This window comes from Sporomusa malonica (assembly GCF_900176355.1).
Lineage (GTDB): Bacteria > Bacillota > Negativicutes > Sporomusales > Sporomusaceae > Sporomusa > Sporomusa malonica.
This window is the reverse complement of sequence record NZ_FWXI01000001.1, coordinates 233,317-253,358: the sequence shown is the minus strand read 5'-3', so window position 1 is coordinate 253,358 and position 20,042 is coordinate 233,317. Positions and strand designations below refer to the sequence as shown.

The 20,042-nt window shown below is 44.4% G+C and carries 15 protein-coding genes; 4 read left to right on the top strand and 11 right to left on the bottom strand.

Going from position 1 to position 20,042, the window contains the following annotated elements; genetic code table 11:
* Positions 1-23 precede the first annotated feature (23 nt).
* Both mtgA and caiT read right to left on the bottom strand, forming a co-directional pair.
* A complete protein-coding gene (mtgA, locus tag B9A22_RS01105) occupies positions 24-944 on the bottom strand; it encodes a [methyl-Co(III) glycine betaine-specific corrinoid protein]--tetrahydrofolate methyltransferase MtgA (RefSeq protein ID WP_084573747.1) in 921 nt (306 codons plus the stop codon).
* 30 nt (positions 945-974) lie between these two features.
* Entirely contained in the window at positions 975-2,570 is a 1,596-nt protein-coding gene (gene caiT, locus B9A22_RS01100) for an L-carnitine/gamma-butyrobetaine antiporter (protein WP_084573746.1), read from the bottom strand.
* A 397-nt stretch (positions 2,571-2,967) separates the two neighbouring features.
* Here caiT and B9A22_RS01095 point away from each other — a divergent pair, with 397 nt between their 5' ends.
* The 4 genes from B9A22_RS01095 (at position 2,968) to B9A22_RS01080 (ending at position 8,805) form a co-directional block, all read left to right on the top strand.
* Entirely contained in the window at positions 2,968-4,437 is a 1,470-nt protein-coding gene (locus B9A22_RS01095; protein ID WP_084573745.1) for a sigma-54 interaction domain-containing protein, read from the top strand.
* 184 nt (positions 4,438-4,621) lie between these two features.
* Complete coding sequence (locus B9A22_RS01090) at positions 4,622-5,965, top strand: MFS transporter (protein ID WP_084573744.1); 1,344 nt, start codon at positions 4,622-4,624, stop codon at positions 5,963-5,965.
* 98 nt (positions 5,966-6,063) lie between these two features.
* The gene (locus B9A22_RS01085; RefSeq protein WP_084573743.1) at positions 6,064-8,127 is read left to right on the top strand and encodes a methyl-accepting chemotaxis protein; all 2,064 of its coding nucleotides are present in this window, start codon (positions 6,064-6,066) and stop codon (positions 8,125-8,127) included.
* Between the two features lie 15 nt (positions 8,128-8,142).
* Positions 8,143-8,805: a DUF1638 domain-containing protein gene (locus B9A22_RS01080; protein WP_084573742.1), complete on the top strand. Its 663-nt coding sequence runs from the start codon at positions 8,143-8,145 to the stop codon at positions 8,803-8,805.
* A 68-nt stretch (positions 8,806-8,873) separates the two neighbouring features.
* Here the strand turns inward: B9A22_RS01080 and B9A22_RS01075 are convergent, their stop codons facing one another.
* The 9 genes from B9A22_RS01075 to yedA all read right to left on the bottom strand — a co-directional run bounded on the left by B9A22_RS01075 (position 8,874) and on the right by yedA (position 20,041).
* A complete protein-coding gene (locus tag B9A22_RS01075) occupies positions 8,874-9,509 on the bottom strand; it encodes a nitroreductase family protein (protein WP_084573741.1) in 636 nt (211 codons plus the stop codon).
* Between the two features lie 19 nt (positions 9,510-9,528).
* Positions 9,529-10,077: a gamma carbonic anhydrase family protein gene (locus B9A22_RS01070; protein ID WP_084573740.1), complete on the bottom strand. Its 549-nt coding sequence runs from the start codon at positions 10,075-10,077 to the stop codon at positions 9,529-9,531.
* 31 nt (positions 10,078-10,108) lie between these two features.
* A complete protein-coding gene (locus B9A22_RS01065; RefSeq protein WP_084573739.1) occupies positions 10,109-10,915 on the bottom strand; it encodes a transposase in 807 nt (268 codons plus the stop codon).
* A gap of 70 nt (positions 10,916-10,985) precedes the next feature.
* The gene (locus tag B9A22_RS25945) at positions 10,986-15,431 is read right to left on the bottom strand and encodes a coiled-coil domain-containing protein (RefSeq protein WP_245823739.1); all 4,446 of its coding nucleotides are present in this window, start codon (positions 15,429-15,431) and stop codon (positions 10,986-10,988) included.
* A complete protein-coding gene (locus B9A22_RS01055) occupies positions 15,391-16,137 on the bottom strand; it encodes a DUF6063 family protein (protein WP_084573738.1) in 747 nt (248 codons plus the stop codon). Before B9A22_RS01055 ends, B9A22_RS25945 begins: the two co-directional genes overlap by 41 nt.
* On the bottom strand, positions 16,127-17,608 hold the full coding sequence (locus B9A22_RS01050) for a hypothetical protein (RefSeq protein WP_084573737.1): 1,482 nt from the start codon (positions 17,606-17,608) through the stop codon (positions 16,127-16,129). The genes B9A22_RS01055 and B9A22_RS01050 overlap by 11 nt, the downstream gene beginning before the upstream one ends.
* Positions 17,593-18,615, bottom strand: a complete 1,023-nt coding sequence (locus tag B9A22_RS01045; RefSeq protein WP_084573736.1) for a Wadjet anti-phage system protein JetD domain-containing protein — start codon at positions 18,613-18,615, stop codon at positions 17,593-17,595. Before B9A22_RS01045 ends, B9A22_RS01050 begins: the two co-directional genes overlap by 16 nt.
* A gap of 6 nt (positions 18,616-18,621) precedes the next feature.
* Positions 18,622-19,020 (bottom strand): FosX/FosE/FosI family fosfomycin resistance hydrolase, encoded by a 399-nt coding sequence (gene fosX, locus B9A22_RS01040; RefSeq protein WP_084573735.1) that lies wholly within the window; start codon positions 19,018-19,020, stop codon positions 18,622-18,624.
* A gap of 121 nt (positions 19,021-19,141) precedes the next feature.
* Positions 19,142-20,041 carry a drug/metabolite exporter YedA gene (gene yedA, locus B9A22_RS01035; protein ID WP_084573734.1) on the bottom strand — a complete coding sequence of 300 codons (900 nt, stop codon included), beginning with the start codon at positions 20,039-20,041 and terminating at the stop codon, positions 19,142-19,144.
* Position 20,042 lies beyond the last annotated feature (1 nt).

The window sequence follows — 20,042 nt, the reverse complement described above, 5'->3', positions numbered from 1 at the left end:
CTACCGGGAGCAAAGCTCCACGGTTAAAACAGCTTTAATAACGGATGCTCAGTAGTCCCTAATTTGGTACCGGTAATCTTGGTAGTATAGCCCATCATAGCATCAGTAGTGGCGATTCCCCGATAGACCCACGGCGCATTCATCATTGGACCGTACAGAAGGAAGTCCGCTCCCTGAGTGACAGGATAGGTAAATACCGCAGTACCGGCTGCTTCAAAGTAAGGCGACCCTTTAGAACGCATCTTTTTCCACAGATATAACGCATTAGATGGAGCGCAGCCGCCCGGGTATCCTAATTGCTCTTTTACATCATAAATGGCCTTAGTGGTCCAACTATTGCTGGCCACATCCAACACACCAGGATCTACTAAAAACTGCTCAATACCGGCCCGTTTGGCTGCTGCAATTAATCCCTCTGTTTTTTCGTCCCCGTTTAGCAACTTCAGCCGGCTGCTTGGTTTAAGATGTTTTTTGCTGAAAGCCAGAACTACCGCAGTCTTGATACCAAAGTCCTTAATGACGCTTAGTTCATCTTCTGTATAGTTTTCTTCTATGGAATTGTAGATAAGCCGGTTGATGATAGCAGGATCCTTACCCAATAATTTTAAGGCGCCTGTCCGTATTTCCGGACTTACACTGTCAAGCAGAAATGGAGCTGAAGTATAGTTAAGAATAAACTCAACATGACGCGCCAACGCCTCCGGGGTATCTCCTAACACATCAATAATCCTGGGGTTTCCAGTCTCGGCACTCATTTCGGCTTCCTGATCTAGCAGAGCTTTTGCCTCACCCTCATTAAATAACCCTTTGGTTGAATCCTGAACAATCTTATGGCCACGGTAAAACATGCTCCCAATCAATACTGTGGGAAATTCGCCTGGCTGACCTCCGATTTTTACGCCGTTAATGTCATACACATGTTGTTCTGCAGTAAACCTGAACATCAGTTTCACACTCCTATATCGTTTTTTAGTTTAAGCTTTGATATTGTTAACATTTTCTGGATTAACCGTTTGCTCTGTGGCTAACCTGGCATCGGTTAGGTCTACAGACTTTGTTTCATCTGAATCAACCCAGTCTTTGCCTGCTTTTTTAATGAAACCGATTATTATAATGGCCATGATAAACATAGTTGGGAAAGACCCGGCAACAGATGCAGCCTGCAGCGGTTTCATACCGCCCAGGAAGATAAGAGTTAGCGAGAGACCGCCTAAAACCAGCGCCCAAAATAATCGGTTCCATTTTGCAGGTTCTTCGCCTGCTTTTAGTTTTTCAGTAGTTACCATAGCAAGCGTATATGCTATACTGTTAATAACGGTTGCCGTGGAAATAAACAGTAACACTAAAATGATCGGTAGAATGATTGATGCATAGGGAAGGGTCGCAAATATTTCTACAATTGCGCGCGGCACACCCTGTGTTTTAACTATTTCTGCGAGATTTAACACCCCGCGGGCTTGCAAATCCATTGTATAGTTACCAAAGACCATAAAATACGTATAGACGCAGGTAATACCTGAAAAAGTGGCACCTAACGTAAATTCCCGGACTGTTCTTCCCCGTGAAATTCTTGCCAGATAAATGCCTGTGCTAAGAGCGAAAGCGATGAACCAGGCGAAATAAAAGATTGTCCAACCTTGAGGGAATCCAGATTTTTGAATAGGGTCAGTATAGAGGCTCATTCTAAAGTAGTTATTAAACATAACTCCTAAGCTATCAAAAAAGTTATTGAACATAAAAGCGGTCGGTCCTACTGCTAAAACATAGGCCAATAGCGCAAAACCCAGCCAATTTCTAAAATCGCTTAACTGTCTGATTCCTTTGTCCAGTCCGCCATACACGCTAATACCAATAATGACTGTCCAAATAATCAGTATTGTTGCATCTAATCCTAACGTATGGGGAATGCCGGTGATTTTGGTAATAACCTCACTAAGCAGCGGCGTTCCCAGCCCAACCGAAGTACTGATCCCGGCAATAATCCCGACCATATAAAAGATATCAATGGCTTTACCCAAGTAGCCGTTGGCATGCTTACCGAGCAAGGCTTCACACGCCGTACTTGGCCGGAAAACTTCCTTTCCCTGAACAAAGAACAGGTACCCGAACACCACACCGACACCTACATAGAGTGCATAGCTGCTCGGCCCCCAATGGAACAAGGGATAGGCTGTCGCCATAGCTGTAGCTTGTGGTGACATAGGCTCTAAACCGAAAGGTGGAGCTGTAAGGTAAAAGTAGAATTCAATCGGGCTCCAATACACAATCGCAGCAGAGGTACCTGCAGAAAAGAGCATCCCCAGCCAACTCAGGGTACTAAATTCCGGTTTCTCCCCGCCAAATCTCTTATTAGCAAATTTACCAAATATGAAATATAGCACTACCCCCAAATTCGCTAAAACAAAAACTTCATATGTCCAGCCCATTTGACCGGTTAAAAAAGCGAACACTTTATTTACGGCATTTGTACCAGCCTCAGGATTCAAAATAATTGCGCTACATACTGCGGCAACCAACAATAACGGAGGCCAAAATAACGTTTGATCAATCTTTTTTTCCTCTTTACTCATTACGCGCCCCTCCTAACTACAATTTGGATTAGCCTAATTTAACTTAACTAAGTAACACACTTTACGGTCGAATCGGTCCCCCTCCCAACTAAAATCAAGCAACACCTGAAACTCAACACACCTTCTAGCATTGCAATTCTCGTGCCATAATCACGTTATTACGCCAGCATGCAGCAAATAGTAAGACTCTTGCGAAAAGTCATGCTATTTTCACAAGAGTCTTAACCCTTAAATCAATATCATATTTTGTCTATCAGTGAAGAATTTTTTTTCACCTGTTTGGCAAAAGTAGTATGTCCATTGGACTTACATGCAAGTGAAAAGAATTTTTTCACTGAAAAATTCTTTTCTACCAAATAAGGCACATTGTGCGAAGCAAAGGGGCTGAAATCTCTATATGCTTGAAAATAAGCAAAAAACTCTGGAAGAATTAAGCAGCGAGAATCAATTATTGCATGAAATTATTGACTCAATATCAGAAGGTGTGTACGCCGCAAATAAAGATGGCACCATTCTGATATATAATCGAGCTTTTGAAAGAATTGAGGCTACAAAGCGACAGAATATGTTAGGAAAGAAAGATACAGACGTATATTCACTACCACCACTGGAAAATCTCCAGCGCATGGCAGTGCTGCAAAGCAAAAAACCGTTATTGGAACAATATATGACTTACCATTTATATACCGGGAAAAAGGTTGATATTGTTTACAACTCTTATCCATTTTTTGAAAATGGAGAACTTACGGCAGTGTATTCCATTAACCGGGATATTCCTTCGATAAGTGAGCTTTTAACAAAGGTTATGAATAGTTTTGGCCAAAACAAATCGAAAAACCGGCCAAATGGCACTAGTTTTAGCCTTGATGATATTGTCGGCATCAGTCCCTCAATCAAACAAGCGATTAACCAAGCCCGGCGAATCGCACCGACGGCCTCCACTGTCATGATTTATGGCGAAACCGGCACAGGAAAAGAACTGTTTGCACAAGGAATCCATAATGCGAGCCCCTACAGTTCACGGCCTTTTATTGCTGTCAACTGTGCGGCTATACCTGAGACACTGATGGAAAGTCTGCTCATGGGTACAGTAAAAGGTGCCTTCTCGGGCGCTATTGATGCCCCTGGCTTGTGTGAACAGGCAGAAAATGGAACTTTATTTTTGGATGAAATCAATTCGTTAAGTATACAGTTACAGGCAAAACTATTACGGTTATTACAAGATAAACGAGTCCGGCGTCTTGGCGATAAAACCGAGCGTACGATCAACTGCCGGATAATCAGCGCAACCAATCAAAACTTGTATGAAGCGGCCAGTAATGGCTCATTCCGTGATGATCTCCTCTACCGCTTAACGCCGGTAGTTCTGCATATCCCGCCACTCAGACAACGTCCAGAAGATATACCCGTACTTTCTAAAGAGTTTATTTCTCGCTTTAACGACCAATTGAATTTGAATATTAAGCAAATATCCCCCGACCTATTAGAGCTATTATCTTTATATAAGTGGCCGGGAAATGTCCGCGAACTGGAGCATGTTATCGAAAGTGCCATGAGTATTGTTGAAAATACAGCGACAGAGGTAATTCTTGAGGATTTACCCACCTTTTTAGTAAAACGAATGCTCAGTAATTTATCCGCAAATAAATCAAACAACACTTCGGCAGCAGAGACACCAACAAGTAAACTGTTAGTTGAATATCTGCGGCAGTGTGAAACAGATTTAATTCAAAACACTTTAAAGATGACGAACGGCAATGTAAGCGATAGTGCCAAGCAGCTAGGAGTCTCCAGACAAGACTTGCATTACCGGCTTCGCAAGCTGGGAATAAAATCATCCACCTATAAAGCTGAGTTTATAAAGTGAGACTAAGCCGCTCTTAACTCCCACCTATACCTTAAGGTATAGGTAGACGAAGGGAGAATACGAGCGGCTTAATTATTAATTAAATGTTTTTTTCAGTACAGCTTCTATATCGCACTATTTGGCATGATATTTGCTTTATTATTAACAAGGCAACTCAACGACCCTACGTCAAGGAGGCTGAAAAATGAAAAACGTGAACCACTCCCCCTGTATTGAAGACTCTCCCTTAACCCCTTTTTTAAGAAAACTTACGGTTTATACCAGTGGGGGCCCTTTTTTGGATGGCTACATCCTTACAATTATTGGAATGGCTTTACTACAGCTGGAACCTGAGCTCCAGCTGGACGCACTATGGACAGGGATGATTGGCGCCGCAGCTCTTATCGGACTGTTAGTGGGAGGAGCAATCTTTGGTTATGTGACAGATCTGACTGGACGCCAATTCATGTATCAAATTGATCTTGTCGCAATCATAATTATCTCAATTTTGCAAATGTTTATTAGTACACCTTGGGAATTAGTTATATTACGGTTTCTTATTGGAATTGCCGTTGGGGCAGATTATCCAATTGCAACCTCGTTGTTAACCGAGTTTTCTCCCCGTAAGTATCGAGGCGCTATGATGGGGTTATTGGCAAGCGCCTGGTACGCCGGTGCCGTTGTGGCCGGTATCGTAGGCTATTTACTGTTAAATACCAGTCCTGATGCCTGGCGCTGGATGTTAGGCAGCGCTGCTCTTCCCGCTCTTATTCTGGTGACCGGTCGCTGGGGTACTCCAGAGTCTCCCCGGTGGCTTGTCAGCAAAGGCCGTACCGAAGAGGCTCTCAGCGTCATTAAGCAAGTATATGGCACTCACGCTAGCCTTGCAGATCTAGACGAACCCACAACAGAAAAAACTCGATTCAGCATATTGCTTGAACCAGAATACCTTAGAAAAACTTTATTCGTAGGGTTGTTCTGGACATTTCAGGTAGCGCCGTGTTTTGCCATTTATACATTTGCACCGCAGATTTTAGATGCGTTCCATTTAGGCAGCGGCAATGAATGGATTATCGGCTATGCTGTTATCAATATATTTTTCCTGACTGGCACTGTTGCATCAATGTCTTTTGTAAATCGCTTTGGCAGACGTCCACTTATTATCTGGAGCTTTGTTTTTATGACATTGTCCATGTTACTCTTAGGCCTGGTTCCAGGCGCACCTGCGTGGTTAATCTTCCTGGGTTTCGCTGTTTATGCCTTTTTTTCCGGTCCGCCAAGTGCCCTTGATTGGATCTATCCCAACGAGTTATTCCCCACCAATATCCGCGCTTCTGCTGTAGGAGTAGTAACAGCCATTAGCCGTATTGGCGCGGCCATTGGCACTTTCGCCTTACCCTATTCCTTACAGACGATCGGAATTGGCAATACCATGTTAGTTAGCACCCTGCTTACATTTCTTGGATTAATTGTTTGTATAGCTTGGGCCCCGGAAACAAGAGGTCTGACACTAAAAGAAACCAGCACACTTACGTTAAATAAAAAATAATCTACGGCGATAAAGCCTATCCTCATTAAGGCACAAGGAGTGGCAGGTGAACTCCATTTCAAGCAGAGACTCAATATTATGAAAAGGCGGTGGAATCCGTGAGATTCAAACTCACTAATATCAGCAGCCAGCTATTTTTGTCAGTCTCACTATTTATGCTTGTACCTATAGTGTGCATCAGTTTCTACGTTAATTATGTGATGCAGACTGAACTGCAGGCAGAGTTTATCAGGTCAACCACAAAAGAAATTATGCAAGTAGATAACGGTTTTCAAATCTATTTAAAGACCATTGAAGAAAACTGCACTTTACTGGCTGAAAATAGCCTTGTTAAAAAAGCCGATCAGTCGATTACAGCCTATATCAACAAGCAGGGAAATGTCAAAATGACACCATCCCAGAATGGCGGGCTGGAAGGCCAGATATATCAGGACTACGTAACATTCGCTAAGGCCCACCCTGGAACAGCCTATGCATATATGGCCACAGTCCATGGAGGGTACATTCAGTGGCCTGAAGGATCGACAATGGACAATTACGACCCTAGGGTTAGGCCATTTTATAAAGCAGCCATGGAAGTTCAAGGAAAAACCACTAGGACAAGTCCGTACTACTTCCCTGCTGACGATATGGTGGTTATCAGTACAGTCAAAACAATAACAGATAACGCCGGTGCAGTGATCGGTGTTCAGGGCCTGGACGTAAGCCTCAAAGGCATGACAGACATCGTCAAAAATATCCGTATTGGAAAAAGCGGGTTCATTATTTTATTGGATAAAGACGGAACCATCTTGGCAAACCCCCAAAATCCGGAGACGAACTTTAAAAAAGTGGCTGATTTAAACATTGACAAGCTGAAAGGTGTAGAAAAAATAGCTGCTGGCAATTTTGAAGCCAATATCGACGGTACTGACTGTTTTATCAATGTATACACCTCACCACAAACAGGATGGAAGTTTCTGTCAATTGTAAAAAAATCAGAAATACTGGAAAATGCTATTAAAACCAGGAACATTCTCATGCTGGTCGCTTTGGGGTTCATTATCCTGGCATTAGCGGCTTCAGGGGTATTTGCACGAAGATTTACCCAACCAATCACCGTGCTAGATGAGCAATGCAGCCACCTTGCAGCAGGTGATTTTGCCTTTGCCGCACCGGAGAAACTGCTAAAGCGCCCAGATGAGTTCGGACATCTGGCAGTTGGGCTGAAAACAGCCCAGGAAACACTAAAGTCGCTGGTTCGCGATATTAAGGGATCGGCAGTCACCGTGCGTGATTCGTCAGATACCCTTGCAGAAATAGCCGTTCAGACAAACAGGGCGGCTAATGAAATATCTCAGTCTATCCTTCAAATAGCTACAAGCACACAAGAAGAAACCAAAGATCTTGATATAGGCTCACAGAGATTAAGAGAACTATCAAATGATATTGAGGAAACCTCTATCAGCAGCGCAGCCATGAACTGCTTGCTCGAAAATACAGTAGAGCTTAGCGGTCAGGGATTACACATTGTAAAAGTCTTGAGTAAAATATCTAATGATATGAAAGCGTCAGTTGAAGAAGCAAACTGCACCATTATTGATATGGACAATATGTCTGACAAGATAGGCGCAATTACTGAGACGATTGGACAAATTGCCCAACAAACTAATCTTTTAGCTTTAAATGCGGCTATCGAGGCGGCAAGAGCCGGTGAAAGCGGCAGAGGCTTCGCAGTAGTTGCCGAAGAGGTGCGGAAACTTGCTGAGCAGTCGGCCAAATCTACACAAAGTATAAAAGAGTTGATTGACAGCATTCAACAACAGTCCAAAAATGCAGTAACTGAGATGAACGTGGCAAAGAAGATTACATTAGAGCAAGACCAGGCTGTCAGCGAGACAGAAGGACTCTTTAACCAAATATCTGATTTAATAAAAGAAACTACCGTTAAAGGTGCAGAAATCGGGAATCTCCAGCAAAAAATGACAGAACACAAAACTAAAATGCTTGATGTATTTGGTAATATTTCTGCGGCCGGTCAACAGACAGCAGCCAGTTCGCAAGAGGTTGCTGCCGCCGCACAAGAACAGACGGCAATTATGCAAGAATTTGAAACAAGGGTGATCGCGATCCGTCAGCTTGTACTAGATTTGGAGAGAGCAGTAGGTAAATTCAAAGATTAATGGAGAGGTGATACAGTGCAAACAGTACTTTTGGCTTGTCAGACGATGAAAGATGAGATTGAACTTGCCATGCAACAAGCAAGTATCACTTATCCAGTGATATATTTTGAATCGGGATTGCATAACACCCCCGAACTTCTACGTCAAAAAATTCAAGAGCAACTCAACACACTTGATACCGCTGATGTTATTCTCATGGCCTTTGGCTGTTGCGGCAACGGCCTGGTCGGGCTGCAAGCTTCTCACGCTAAAATCGTAATACCACGAATTGATGACTGTATCTCTTTACTGTTAGGTTCATCAGCTGCCCGTAGAGCTGTTCCTAACGAGGTTAGTACTTATTTTGTAACTAAAGGCTGGTTGGATCCCGAAGGAAACATAATGTGGTCTTATCGCCCTTGGGTTGAACGCTATGGCGAACAAAAAGCCTTGCGGCTAGTTAAAAAAATGCTCAACAATTATACTCGATTTTTGATCATCGATACCGGCGCTTATACCATTGACAGAGTGGTATTTAACATCCAGAAAATCTCCGAAGAATTAAATATGCACTATGAGATTACCCCCGGCTCATTACGGTTATTGCACAAACTATTGACAGGACCATGGGACAAAGAGTTCATTTTACTCAATCCAGGTCAGGAAACCTCTCTACATGATTTCTACCCAGACATGTAAAACAGGTAGGATGCTATATTTAGCATCCTACCTGTTTTACTATACCATTTACTTTTCACAAAATATATTTACCCAATAATGGTCAACACGTCTTCCAAAGGCTTGCGCGGCGGAGATGATAATTTATCCGATGCCGGAATACCAAGCGGTGTCATAGCGGCCAAATGGTAGCCTGCTTTATTGAAACCAAGATATGTAGAAATTTCCTCGGCAGCGTACGTCGGCCCTGTCATCCAGCAAGTGCCATAGCCAATGCTGGCGGCAGCCAGTTGCAGATTCTCCATGGCAGCAGCAATATTTTGAATACCTGGATTCGGCTTAGCATATTTCATAGCTTCTTCGCGCGGCATAATACCGTCGGCTATCAGCATGTCAGCAATGGTTTCATAAGGGCCTGCGTAAACAAGGATAAGCGCAGGCGCTCCTTTGAACACAGTATGGTAGGCGACCGTCCCTTTAAAGCCTTTGATTTTTTTCTCATCTCTCAAATATGTAGCCAACTCTGCATTTTTAGCTTCTACAATCCGGGCAATCTCGGTAATTTTATTTTTGTCAGTCACAACGACGAAATGCCAGTTTTGCTGATTTTTCCCCGAAGGAGCACAGGTAGCAGCCTTAACCAATTCTTTAATCGTTTGTTCAGTTACTTGCTCGTCCTTAAATTGACGTACACTATAACGCTTATTAATAAATTCGAAATCCATGAGAACGACCTCCCATTAATTAGACTATTTTTTCACCCTGATAACGCTCGCCCCCAGCCTCTGGCATAATCTTATAGCGCTCAGACCACAGCGTCTTGTACTTTACCGCTTGCGCGTGAATGCTATCCCAATCATCAGGCACAGATTTAACCACTTTGGCCGGTACGCCGACCACCAAGGAATGCGGGGGAATAATCTGGTTTTCCCTGACTACCGCCCCAGCGGCGATAATACTCCCCTTCCCTACCACTACTCCGTTAAGGACAACGGCCCCCATCCCAATTAAGCAGTGATCTTCAATCGTACAACCGTGAATAATAGCATTATGACCAACAGTCACAAAATCACCGATTATTGTCGGATGAGCATCTGCGACATGGACAACACTATTATCCTGAACATTGGAATACCGGCCAATCTCGATCCGGTTCACATCACCTCTGGCAACAACATTAAACCACAGGCTGCTAAACTCTTTCATCGTCACAGCACCAATAGCCTTAGCCCCATCAGCAATAAACGTTTTTTCATCAAGCGTTGGTTTAATTCCCTCAAATTCTGTAATCATTGCTACATCTCCTTCCACTCGTCCAAGTATGTCAAGGGGACGGTTCTTTTGACATAACTATTTTTCGCAGCCGTTCCCGGTTTATTCCTGCTATTTCAGCTATTTTCCGCACCGAGAGACCTGTTTCCTGCATAAATCTCCACAAAACATCTCTCATTTCCGGCAAACCATCTATCTTTTGCATATCTTCCAGCGTTAACTTGTACTTAGCCAAAAAATCCTGCAATACCACAGTCGGCTCTTGGCCAATCCCTAGCCCACTTGGCACGTCTAAAAACCTTCCGGCCTCTGCCTCCAAATGAAAACTTTGAAAACTTTGCTTAGCAACAGCTTGATTAGCGTGAAACATCTCAAGAATTTCTTCAATCTCACCCAGCCTGCCATCTGCTTCTTCACTCACATACAAACCATAGCTGCTCCAAGGATAGGCTAAGCCCTGCCTGTCACCAGCCTTTTGCGGATTATTGTGGACATACCTTATGACTGACAACAGGTAAGCTTCATCTTCGACTGGCTCACTTCGGTAGCGGTCTTGGAAAACATGGCCGACGCGCTTTTGCTTTTGGTTATAGTAAGTGGCATATGCTACACCAATGCGTTTCATCAGCGTTTCGATTGAATCGCCGCATTCCTGGTCTTCCCTTACAACAAAATGCGCATGATTGTCCATAATGCAAAAAGCATATAGCCTGGCACAGGCAGCTCGCTTCTTGTCCAAAAGGATATCAATTAATTTATCTTTATCTTGGGGTTCATTAAAAATGGGCTTTCGTTCGTTCCCTCGCACCATGATGTGATAAATCCCTGATTGACTTTTTCGTCTAGCTTGTCTTGGCATTTAATATCACCCAATACCTAGCTTAACATACAAAATTTACAATGTCAAAAGAACCGTCCCCTTGACATGCTTACCAATTTAGGGCCAGTTGTTCTACTGGTTTTGTTTGACCGAGACGTTCTAAGCTTTGTGGATCTTTATCTTCAAAGTAGGCATGGTTGATTTGTAGGTCTTTATCGATAATCTCAGTATCGCCGACAGCAGCTTGACGCAGACGGCAGCTATAGATGATCGGGAAATAGTCACGCAAGAACTTGCCTTCAGCCAAAGCAGTGAGCGCTATAACCTGATAGCCCAGCTTTTCAGCAATAAAGAATACTGGCTCTAGGACATGGTCGCTTGAGGCCTGACCAAAAGGATTGTCAAGCACTACTGTCCTGGTATTGCCTTTGCGGCGTTTGGTCGGTTGCAGCTTTTCTGCCAGATAGCTTTGTATCCCCAGGAACAGAGCCATGTTCTTGCTCCACTTTTCACCGCCAGACCAGCTGTTCGAGGTAGCCCAGTCTACAGGGTAGTTGCTGATCCGGTTGTCATTAGACACCTTGCGGACACCCACCGAAAAACCTTTACCAGGGCTTATTTGGCGGAAGAGGTGGGACGGGCTCAGCCACTGCTCAATATCGCGCCGAATCTTTTGGCTATCTTCCAAACCATCCTCCTGCCTGTATTGAGACGACGACAGTTTGTCTGACATCCATTCAATATGATCCATAAGTTGGGCTTTGGCCTCATTCTCATCCCAAGACGGTGTTTTGATTTCATAAATGGTCTTGTAATGGTCTTCCACCCTTACGGTTGTCATTTTTTGAACTGATGCAATCTCATCTCTGATGGTCACCAGATGCACATGCAGCTGGTTTACAAAAAATTTGATGTCGGCGTTAAACTCTTGCAGATGCTGCTCGGCAACAGCATTAACCCCAGCGATGGTATCTTTGATGATTGTTACCCATTCCTGCATTTCAGCAAAAGCCTGCTTTCGTCTAATCCCGTTAAGGGCATTTTGCCGCATTTTTTCATTATGAATGGTGTGGGAATTGCAAAAGCTTTCAAAAGCTTCTTTGGCTTCTAATGACTGCTGACGCAGCTCATTCAGTTGTCGCAAGGATTCTTGCAACTGCCGTAATAGCTCGGCAGCCATCTGCCCACCCTGATAAGGAAAAGACTGCGCTTCATCAGACAGTAGTCCCGCTGCCGCGGTGGAGGAGTCAAGAAACTCAAGCTTGCCGTTTTGTGTCTCAAGGTTTAACTTAACTGCTTGCCATTTTTCTTGCTCGTGGCCAGCCTTTAGCAGTTGTATTCCGGTTAAATTTAATTCACCTAAGATACGGTTGCGCTGGGTTTCTAATCTTGCCTCCACAAGTGTTAATGGCTCAGCAAAGCGGTGTGGCTGTTTATTACTGAATTTCTCACGGTAAAAACCCTCAGCTGTTTCCCGTTTAGCACGCGCTTCCCGCCATGTATTCTCCGCTGCCCGGCAGGTATCACGCAGTATACTGACGATTGCCTCAACGCGGTTGATATCTTCACTTAGGTTAAGAATTCTTACTTCACCATCAATAGGAAATACACCGTCATCAGACATCTCAAGTTTGTATTCTTTCAGCCGCCGGTCAAAGTCGGCTTTTTCATTTTGGTACTGTTTGATCCTAGCTTCTATTGCTTTTCGCTCAATATTAATTTTTCCTAAAGCCAAGTTGAGCATCTGCCGTTTTTCCCTCAGCACCAGTTCCGATTCCACTGGAGCTTGCGGCTGATATTTCTGCAATTCGCTATATAGCTCTGTCCCGGTCAGGCGGCTCAGTTCTGTTCTCCACTGTTGCCGTTTCTCATCAAGAACATCTTTCTCATCCTCAAAGGTCTGCTGCTTGTTAATCAATACAGCCAGCTCCTGGTGAGCCTTGTCCAGCAGTATTTCACAGTCTGCCAGTTCGGCCTCCTGCCGCAGGCGCTCTTTATCTTTTTCAAGCCATTCCAATGCAGCCTTAATCCTGACATCTAAATCGCTGGTCTGACCATCAAGGTCACGCAGGGTATTCTGGCAAGTCCGCCACACCATATCAGCTGATTGCTCTTCTTGAATGGCCTTACTGAGAGAACGCTCGCTCTGCCCATAATCCTGCTGCAATTTTTTTTGCATGTCTTTAGATTCTTGATAAACAGCAAAAGGATAATTACTATTAAATTCTGTTAAATCTCGGCTAACATCCTCAAGCTGCTTAACATTCTGCTCTTTGTCGATCCGCCGATTCCGGCTGATTGCAGCTACCTCGTTAACTATTTCTTTCCATTCACTGAAAGAGTGTCTGTCAACTACTTTGGGCCAAAAGTCTGGCCATAAGGTTTGATAACTATACTTTCCTTCGGCAGTTAGCTTGGCTTCAGCTTCAGAGAGTATGAGCACAGGTGAGGTCAATGTATCGCTCATTTTCAGCAGTTTTCGTTCTAGCTCGCGTCTATCTGATTCCGCAACAATTAAACATAATGGCCACAATGGAAATTGAGTCATTTGCTCCTCTATCGTAGTTGAACCAGCTCGAACCAGCCGTTCGAGATACGCAGTACCACTCTCAACAATGAGCTGACAGGATTCAAGCAGGCTAGCTAAAGCAGGGTCAAAGATAAATACGGACTGATCACCATAACTGTCAACAAGCCGGAAATCCCGCCGCTCACGCTGACGGGCATCTTCCAGTTCTTTTTCGCACCGTAACCGATGATTGGCAAGTACTGCATCAATTTTTCCATGTTCCAAGTATACGGAAGTAATGGCACGCAGTCCGGAGAAGAAATGGAGTTTTTCCAGCAGCTTGCCATGTGCCTGATCGACAGTCCGGAAGTATCCGTCAAGCTTCTCCATTTCTATTTTGGCATTTTGCAGCTGCGTGCGCAGGCCATCAGCCTCAGTGCGTTTTTGCAGCTTTTCATGGTCTTTAGCGTGGCTTAATCTCATTTGCTCAGCAATTGATAATTGAACATGGGCAGCTGTCTGTTTCCAACCCTCCAGCTCTTGCTCTACTTTTTGCTCTTGCCAATTGGCCAAAATCCTCCTGGCAATGATTTCTTGCTCCTGGCTTACAAAATTAATAGTTGTCTTACAGCGTTGCTCTTGTTTCTCCAAGGTTCTGAGATTGGCATCCTGCTTCTGAATTGCCTGTTTATACTCACTAAGCCCTTTATTCGTATCAACAATCTGAACATCCAATTTCACTATCTGGCTGTTAATCTCAGCTTCATTCCTGCTTAAAATAGCCCGCAGCTGCTGGCAAACAAACTCCAATTCCTGTTCAATATCAGCGGCGTCAGGTTGCCCGGCTTGCTGCTCCAGCAGCCTTCGCTCCTGCTCAATCTGTGCCGCTTTTTCATCCCGTTTCCATCGGTCCCGCAAATAAAGCAGCCTGGTTTTATCACTCAGTAACTCGGCCAGTTTTTTATCTTCATCACTATACTTAGCCTCATGCTGGTCAAAGTCTAACTTAGCTGTCGTCTCTATCGCCAGCTCTTTAGCAATACCTAGCGAATCAGTCTGTTCATTAACTAATTGCTTTTCTTCGTGAAGTGACTCCTCTTTTTGCTTAAGTTCAGTCATAGTCTGAGCGGCTGCATCAGTGACCTTAACCACTTCCTGATAATATCCCTTAGCTTTCTGCCTAAGAGCATGGTGATTTGTCTCAGCCTCGTGACGACGTAAATACACCTTCATAACTTTGGCCAGTTCAGCCTCAATCAATTGGTTTTCAGCAATCTGCTGCTTAAGCTGATTGTATTTTTTAAAATACGACCGTTTCTGCTCAAACATGTCGGTAAAACTGACAGCTTCATTACTCTTAATAGCCATAAGCACTGTAGGGATTAAGAGTTTGTTTACCAGATCGTTGGTCGTCTTACAGGCTTCAAAAAATTTGGCGACGTCCCCTTCACCAGCATTAATCACTGCAAGCGAGCGCCATTCTTCTTCGATAATATTGAATTCTGTTTGTAAAAACCTGCTGTACTCTGAAATATGTTCGAAGATACGGGCATGCATTGATCTCTGATTCATTTTGAGATAATAATCATGCATCTCTTCAGCGGTAGCCGGTCTTTTACGCCCCATTACATCAGTCTCGGTAAATGGCAAATGGGTAATGGCTTCTTTATCACCACCCATATACCGGTAAGTATATTTATATGACCGCAATTCGTCATTCCGCAAAAACAGGGTGACCGCTGTCAGCGCGTATACCCGGGGCGAATCCTGCAAAATCCACTCAATCGCAATATGGGCAGCCGACTGAGCCAGCGAAAAAGTATCTTTAGCCTTACGGTTGGCCAGAGTAGCATGGGGAATAACAGCTTGCAGCAGTGTCTGAACAAAAACCGTCTTGCCGCCACCGTTTTCCAGCAGGATTGCACTATTATGGCCGTCAAAAACAAAAGTTTCATCATTATACCGCTTTTGCCGGTTTTCATAGACTACATTAGCAAACCGGATTTTAGAGATTGTCGGCATACGTCTCATCCTTTCGTTCATCATAACGATACATAAACTGTAAGATGCCCCGGTTGTAATCAAGCTCCATGAAATAACGCTGGACAATGGTCTTGGTCTTTTCGGTCAAAATATATTCGTCAGGGCCAACCTGCTCTACTAACTTCTCCTTAAACATAAACTGCAGCACCTTATGGAGAAAGCTTAGCCGGCTGACTGTATTCCCTTTTTGGCTTTGTGCTGATTCTTTTAAATCATTTAAAGCATCCCACTTTTCCAGGATAGCAAGCCAATTGTATTGCAATTCCTCGGCATGCCTGGACAGGTCATCTGCCGAATGCTGGCGCAGCGTATTTAGCCGCTCTTGGAGTACATCAAGCCATTGTGATGTCGTCAAAAAATCCCGCTGCACCTCGTTCGACAAATAGCTATTATAAAACTCACCAATAAAGACAAGTATACAAAAATACATCATATAGATATCGGCGTTGGTAGCATTGGATCCCATTTCCCGCCGCAATTGTTCGTTTTTTACGTGAAAAGGTGACAACGCTGTGGCTGGAATCAAATAAACAATATCAGCCGCCAATACCAAAACAGCGTCAACTTCTCTGGCAAACTGCTCTACAAGGCTCTGCACCTCTTCATTAATCCGGTAAAATTCAACATCATCTTTTTCAATAAAACCCTGCTGAGTCAGTAGGGAAAACAACTGAAAGGCTTTGATCACATCATTTTGTTCATACCGCATCCTCATACCTCCGCCTACGCAATTGCATATTCTGGAGCGCATATCGCTCGCCTACTGATAAGATTTCACTGGTTTCTGTAACCTCAACAATATCTCCGTCTAACAAGGCTAATGCTTTATCAAGAACATGCCGTTCTTCCCCTTTTAGGCTGCGGACCGGACTGCGCTGATGGAGTAACAGCCAAAAATCACAAAATGACCTGTGGGCAAGGATCTCAGCCGGCATAACAGGCAAGATCGCTTTTAATTCTACTGAGTCCTGCCCGCTCATAACTTGTAAGACCAATTCCATGATAATCCGAAAGTTTTCTTCCTGGATAGATAGCTGCAGTTGCCTCTGAGTATCCCACTCCGGATAAGCAAAGCTTACCTCTTCCTGCTCCTGCTTTTGCAGGCGTTGTGGAAAAAATATGGCTAAGAGCGGCCACACAGCTTCCCGGTGCAGGCTTGCGAACGGGTGAACAAGCGCTTTCACAGCTTCGACTGGCAGTGGCGAGGAGACCACCCGTGCGACAATTTCCTGGTCAAAATTAAACCCTTTTACCCCAGCCGAAAACAATGCCTGCCTCGCCGCCTCTAATGCTTTGTTTTTAAGAACAAGCGTGTCATGGAGCAGGCTTTGATGCAGATGATGTACCTCTCTGAGTTCACGGTCAACCTGAGCAATTTTAATTCTGGCTTCTTCATCGGCATCATGCCGGCTGCCTATTTGCGCCTTCTGGTTGGTCTCTCTGACAAATTCGTACAGTTCGCTGAATTCCTCATCTTCCCTCTCCAGTCGTTCGTAAATCGCCTTTACCGTTCGCGTATATTTGGCATGCACTTCTTCGGAGATGATGTTTCTGGCAATCTCCAACCCTAACCGCTGGATATTATCCCGCAGCGTTTGTACAGCAATGCGCATTTCATGAATCTCATGCAGCGCACTAGCAAACTCACCTTTTTCCAGTTGCTTGCGGATTAACAGCTGCGCGATGGAAATACGAAACTCGCTGAAGTATTCCTTTGTCGCAAAGATTAAATCAAGGCCAGCCTCATCCAAGGTGAAATACTGCCTGTTAGTTTCCTGATCAAAGGAATCTGTTTTCAAAATTGTAAACTGGTAGGTCTCTTCTTCCCCTGTCTCCCAGTTAAAAATCGACTCGGTATGTCTGCGGCCAGAAGGATCACGGAAAGTCTCGACAATGGTCTGTGCAATCAAGCTATAATGCTCTTTACCGGCACCTGTGGTATTACCTGTCAATTCATATAAAAAATCGGCTAATTCTTGCAAGCCTTTTTTGCCTTGCCGATGGAGTTTGCATTCAAAAAAATATAATAAGCTTAAAAGCCCCAGATTAAACCAATCAAGCTCAAAGGGAATGGCTGTAGTTTTTCGTTTACTTTTGAGCTGAAATAAGGGACCGAAAATAGCCAGTCGCTTACTCCGCTCACCAAAACCTTTTACGGTATCTTTCAGATACTCTTCCATGGGGTTTTCCTCGCAATCTCGCCTAATTCACTAGCTGCCAAAGCTTCCTGAGGATAATAACCTGCGCCAGCAAAAAGCAACCTGAGCTTGTCCTGATCATTCCCTGGGAAATAAGATAAAAAGCTGGCATATGCCTTATCATTCTGCCGCTGATTCTCTTTACCCTTGGTAAACTCTTTAGCAAGCAGCGCTTGATAAAAAGCAAGTGCCAGTCGGGCTGGGCGTCTGCTATTTAACAAATACCAGATAGTGATCCCTTCCTGGTCTAAATCGCCAAAATAGAACAACCTGTGCTGTCGGTCAGTAAGATGCAACTGCCATTCCAGATTGCCGATACCGCTCAAGAAACCTTTACCTGCGCCATATATCATTGTTAAAAAATCAGTTTCCGGTAAATTACTGGCTAAAATATCGAAGGTTGTCTTATTCTCAATAATGAGGTGTAAACAAATAGGGTCGCTAATACGTCCTGGATTCAAGGCAAACATCAGGGGTTCGGCTATATCAACAATGTTAAGCTTGCCATACAAACCCACACGCTGCAAAAATGCATACCCGCCGCCTTCGCTGATCCACTTTTCGTCGCCCGCTATCTCGTAAGACCGTTCCCACACAGATGTCTCATGCAGCGGCAAATCACACCGGCTAAGATATGTATGCAGCATGTCAATCCAGGCAGCTTCCTTGCGCCAAAGAGATTCATCGCTTTTAAAATAGGGCTCAAGTTGAATCAAGCTATGTACGACAAGCTGTTTTTCCCTAATGCGTTCATGCAGTTCAGTACACAGCCTAAGTTTATTGACTCGGTACTTTAATGGCAACGGCGGATTGGCCTGATTAGTACCACAGGCTGCAATCGGCGTTAGTACCATGTCCGTAATCAGCCTCTCCACCTGCCCAGCAAATTCTCGGTATTCCTGCCAGCCTGCAGATACCTGTTCTAACTGAGCCAGTGTAACTGTCACCCTCGTATATTGTTTTAAAAAGATTTCCAATACGTTTCTCATTCTGCTTCACCCATAACGAGCTAATCTTTCAGCAAGTGTACCTGTATGTAATTCGAAAAGATGATTGTCGAAATCATAGAAGTATAATGACCGCCCTTCTCCTTCAACCCGTGATCGAGGCGGTTCAAAATCCACCCCTAATCCCCGTACTCGCGCCTCATAAATCTCGAAGTCCTCTTCTCTTATCTTGAATGCGATGTGATTATAGGTACGGGTAGGCAGGGAATCGCCCTCCATAACGGCAATCCACTGACCGGCAACTAGAAAAAATTTCTCTCTAGTATGCGAAAAAGTTCTATCACCGCTTGAGTATATCTCTTTAGCCGCAAAGATAGACTGCCAGAATACAGCTGCTTTTCCCAAGTCTTTAACAATAAAGGTTAGATGGCTAATCCCCTCAATCACAATATAACCTCCCTGCCAGTAGCGGACTACATCGCCCCTTATCTTTTACTTAAGATTCAGATCAACATACATAATCTGGAATGTCAAAAGAACCGTCCCCTTGACAACACCCCTTTGACATTTAGGGTTTACGGGTGCTGGCTTTTGTAATTATTATTACGGCCGCGAGGATAATGGTGGCAGCCAGCGCTGATTGGAGGCTCATTTGTTCACCAGCGAAAGCCCAGCCCAAGAGCACAGCTACCACCGGATTGACATAGGCATAAGTGGAAACCAGCGTGGGATCGGCCTTTTTCAGCAACCAGATATAAGCGCTAAACGCAATAATTGAGCCAAAGAATATCAAATACCCTACAGACAGCAAAGAGCGCGTCGATACCTGGGAGAAATCAAGGCTAGTCCATTCACCCGTCACCAAACCGGCCAAGAGGCAGCACAGTCCGCCTGTCAGCATTTGCAGAGCAATTGACATAAACGGTGCTGAGGGCAGTTTGGCCACGCGGGAATATAGTGACCCTGCGGCCCAGGATATTGCAGCAAATAATAAGATTGCATAGCCAAACCACATTTCTGCCGTGTCTGCTGCCTCACCTCCGGAACCTTTAACCAACAAGATAATCCCGACAAGACCCAGAACCAACCCAAATAGTACCATACTACCTGGGCGTTTACCACCTTGCCAGAGCCAAGATAGCAATGCCATCCATAACGGAACAGTGGCTACAATGATGGCAGCAATCCCGCTGGAAACCAGCTGTTCAGCCCATACGACCCCACCGTTCCCGCCTAACAGCAGCAGTCCACCAACAATAGCAGCATTTTTCCAATGAATAGCTTGTGGTCGCTCGCCCCCTTGTGCCACCTGCCAAACATACATGATTGCACCTGCTATAACAAATCGCAGCCCCGCCATCGTAAACGGCGGCAAGGTCTCAATTGCAAACTTCATTGCCAGATAAGTTCCGCCCCAAAAGATATAGACAGCCAGCAAAGCGGCGGCAACCGGTGTTGTAATTCCCATA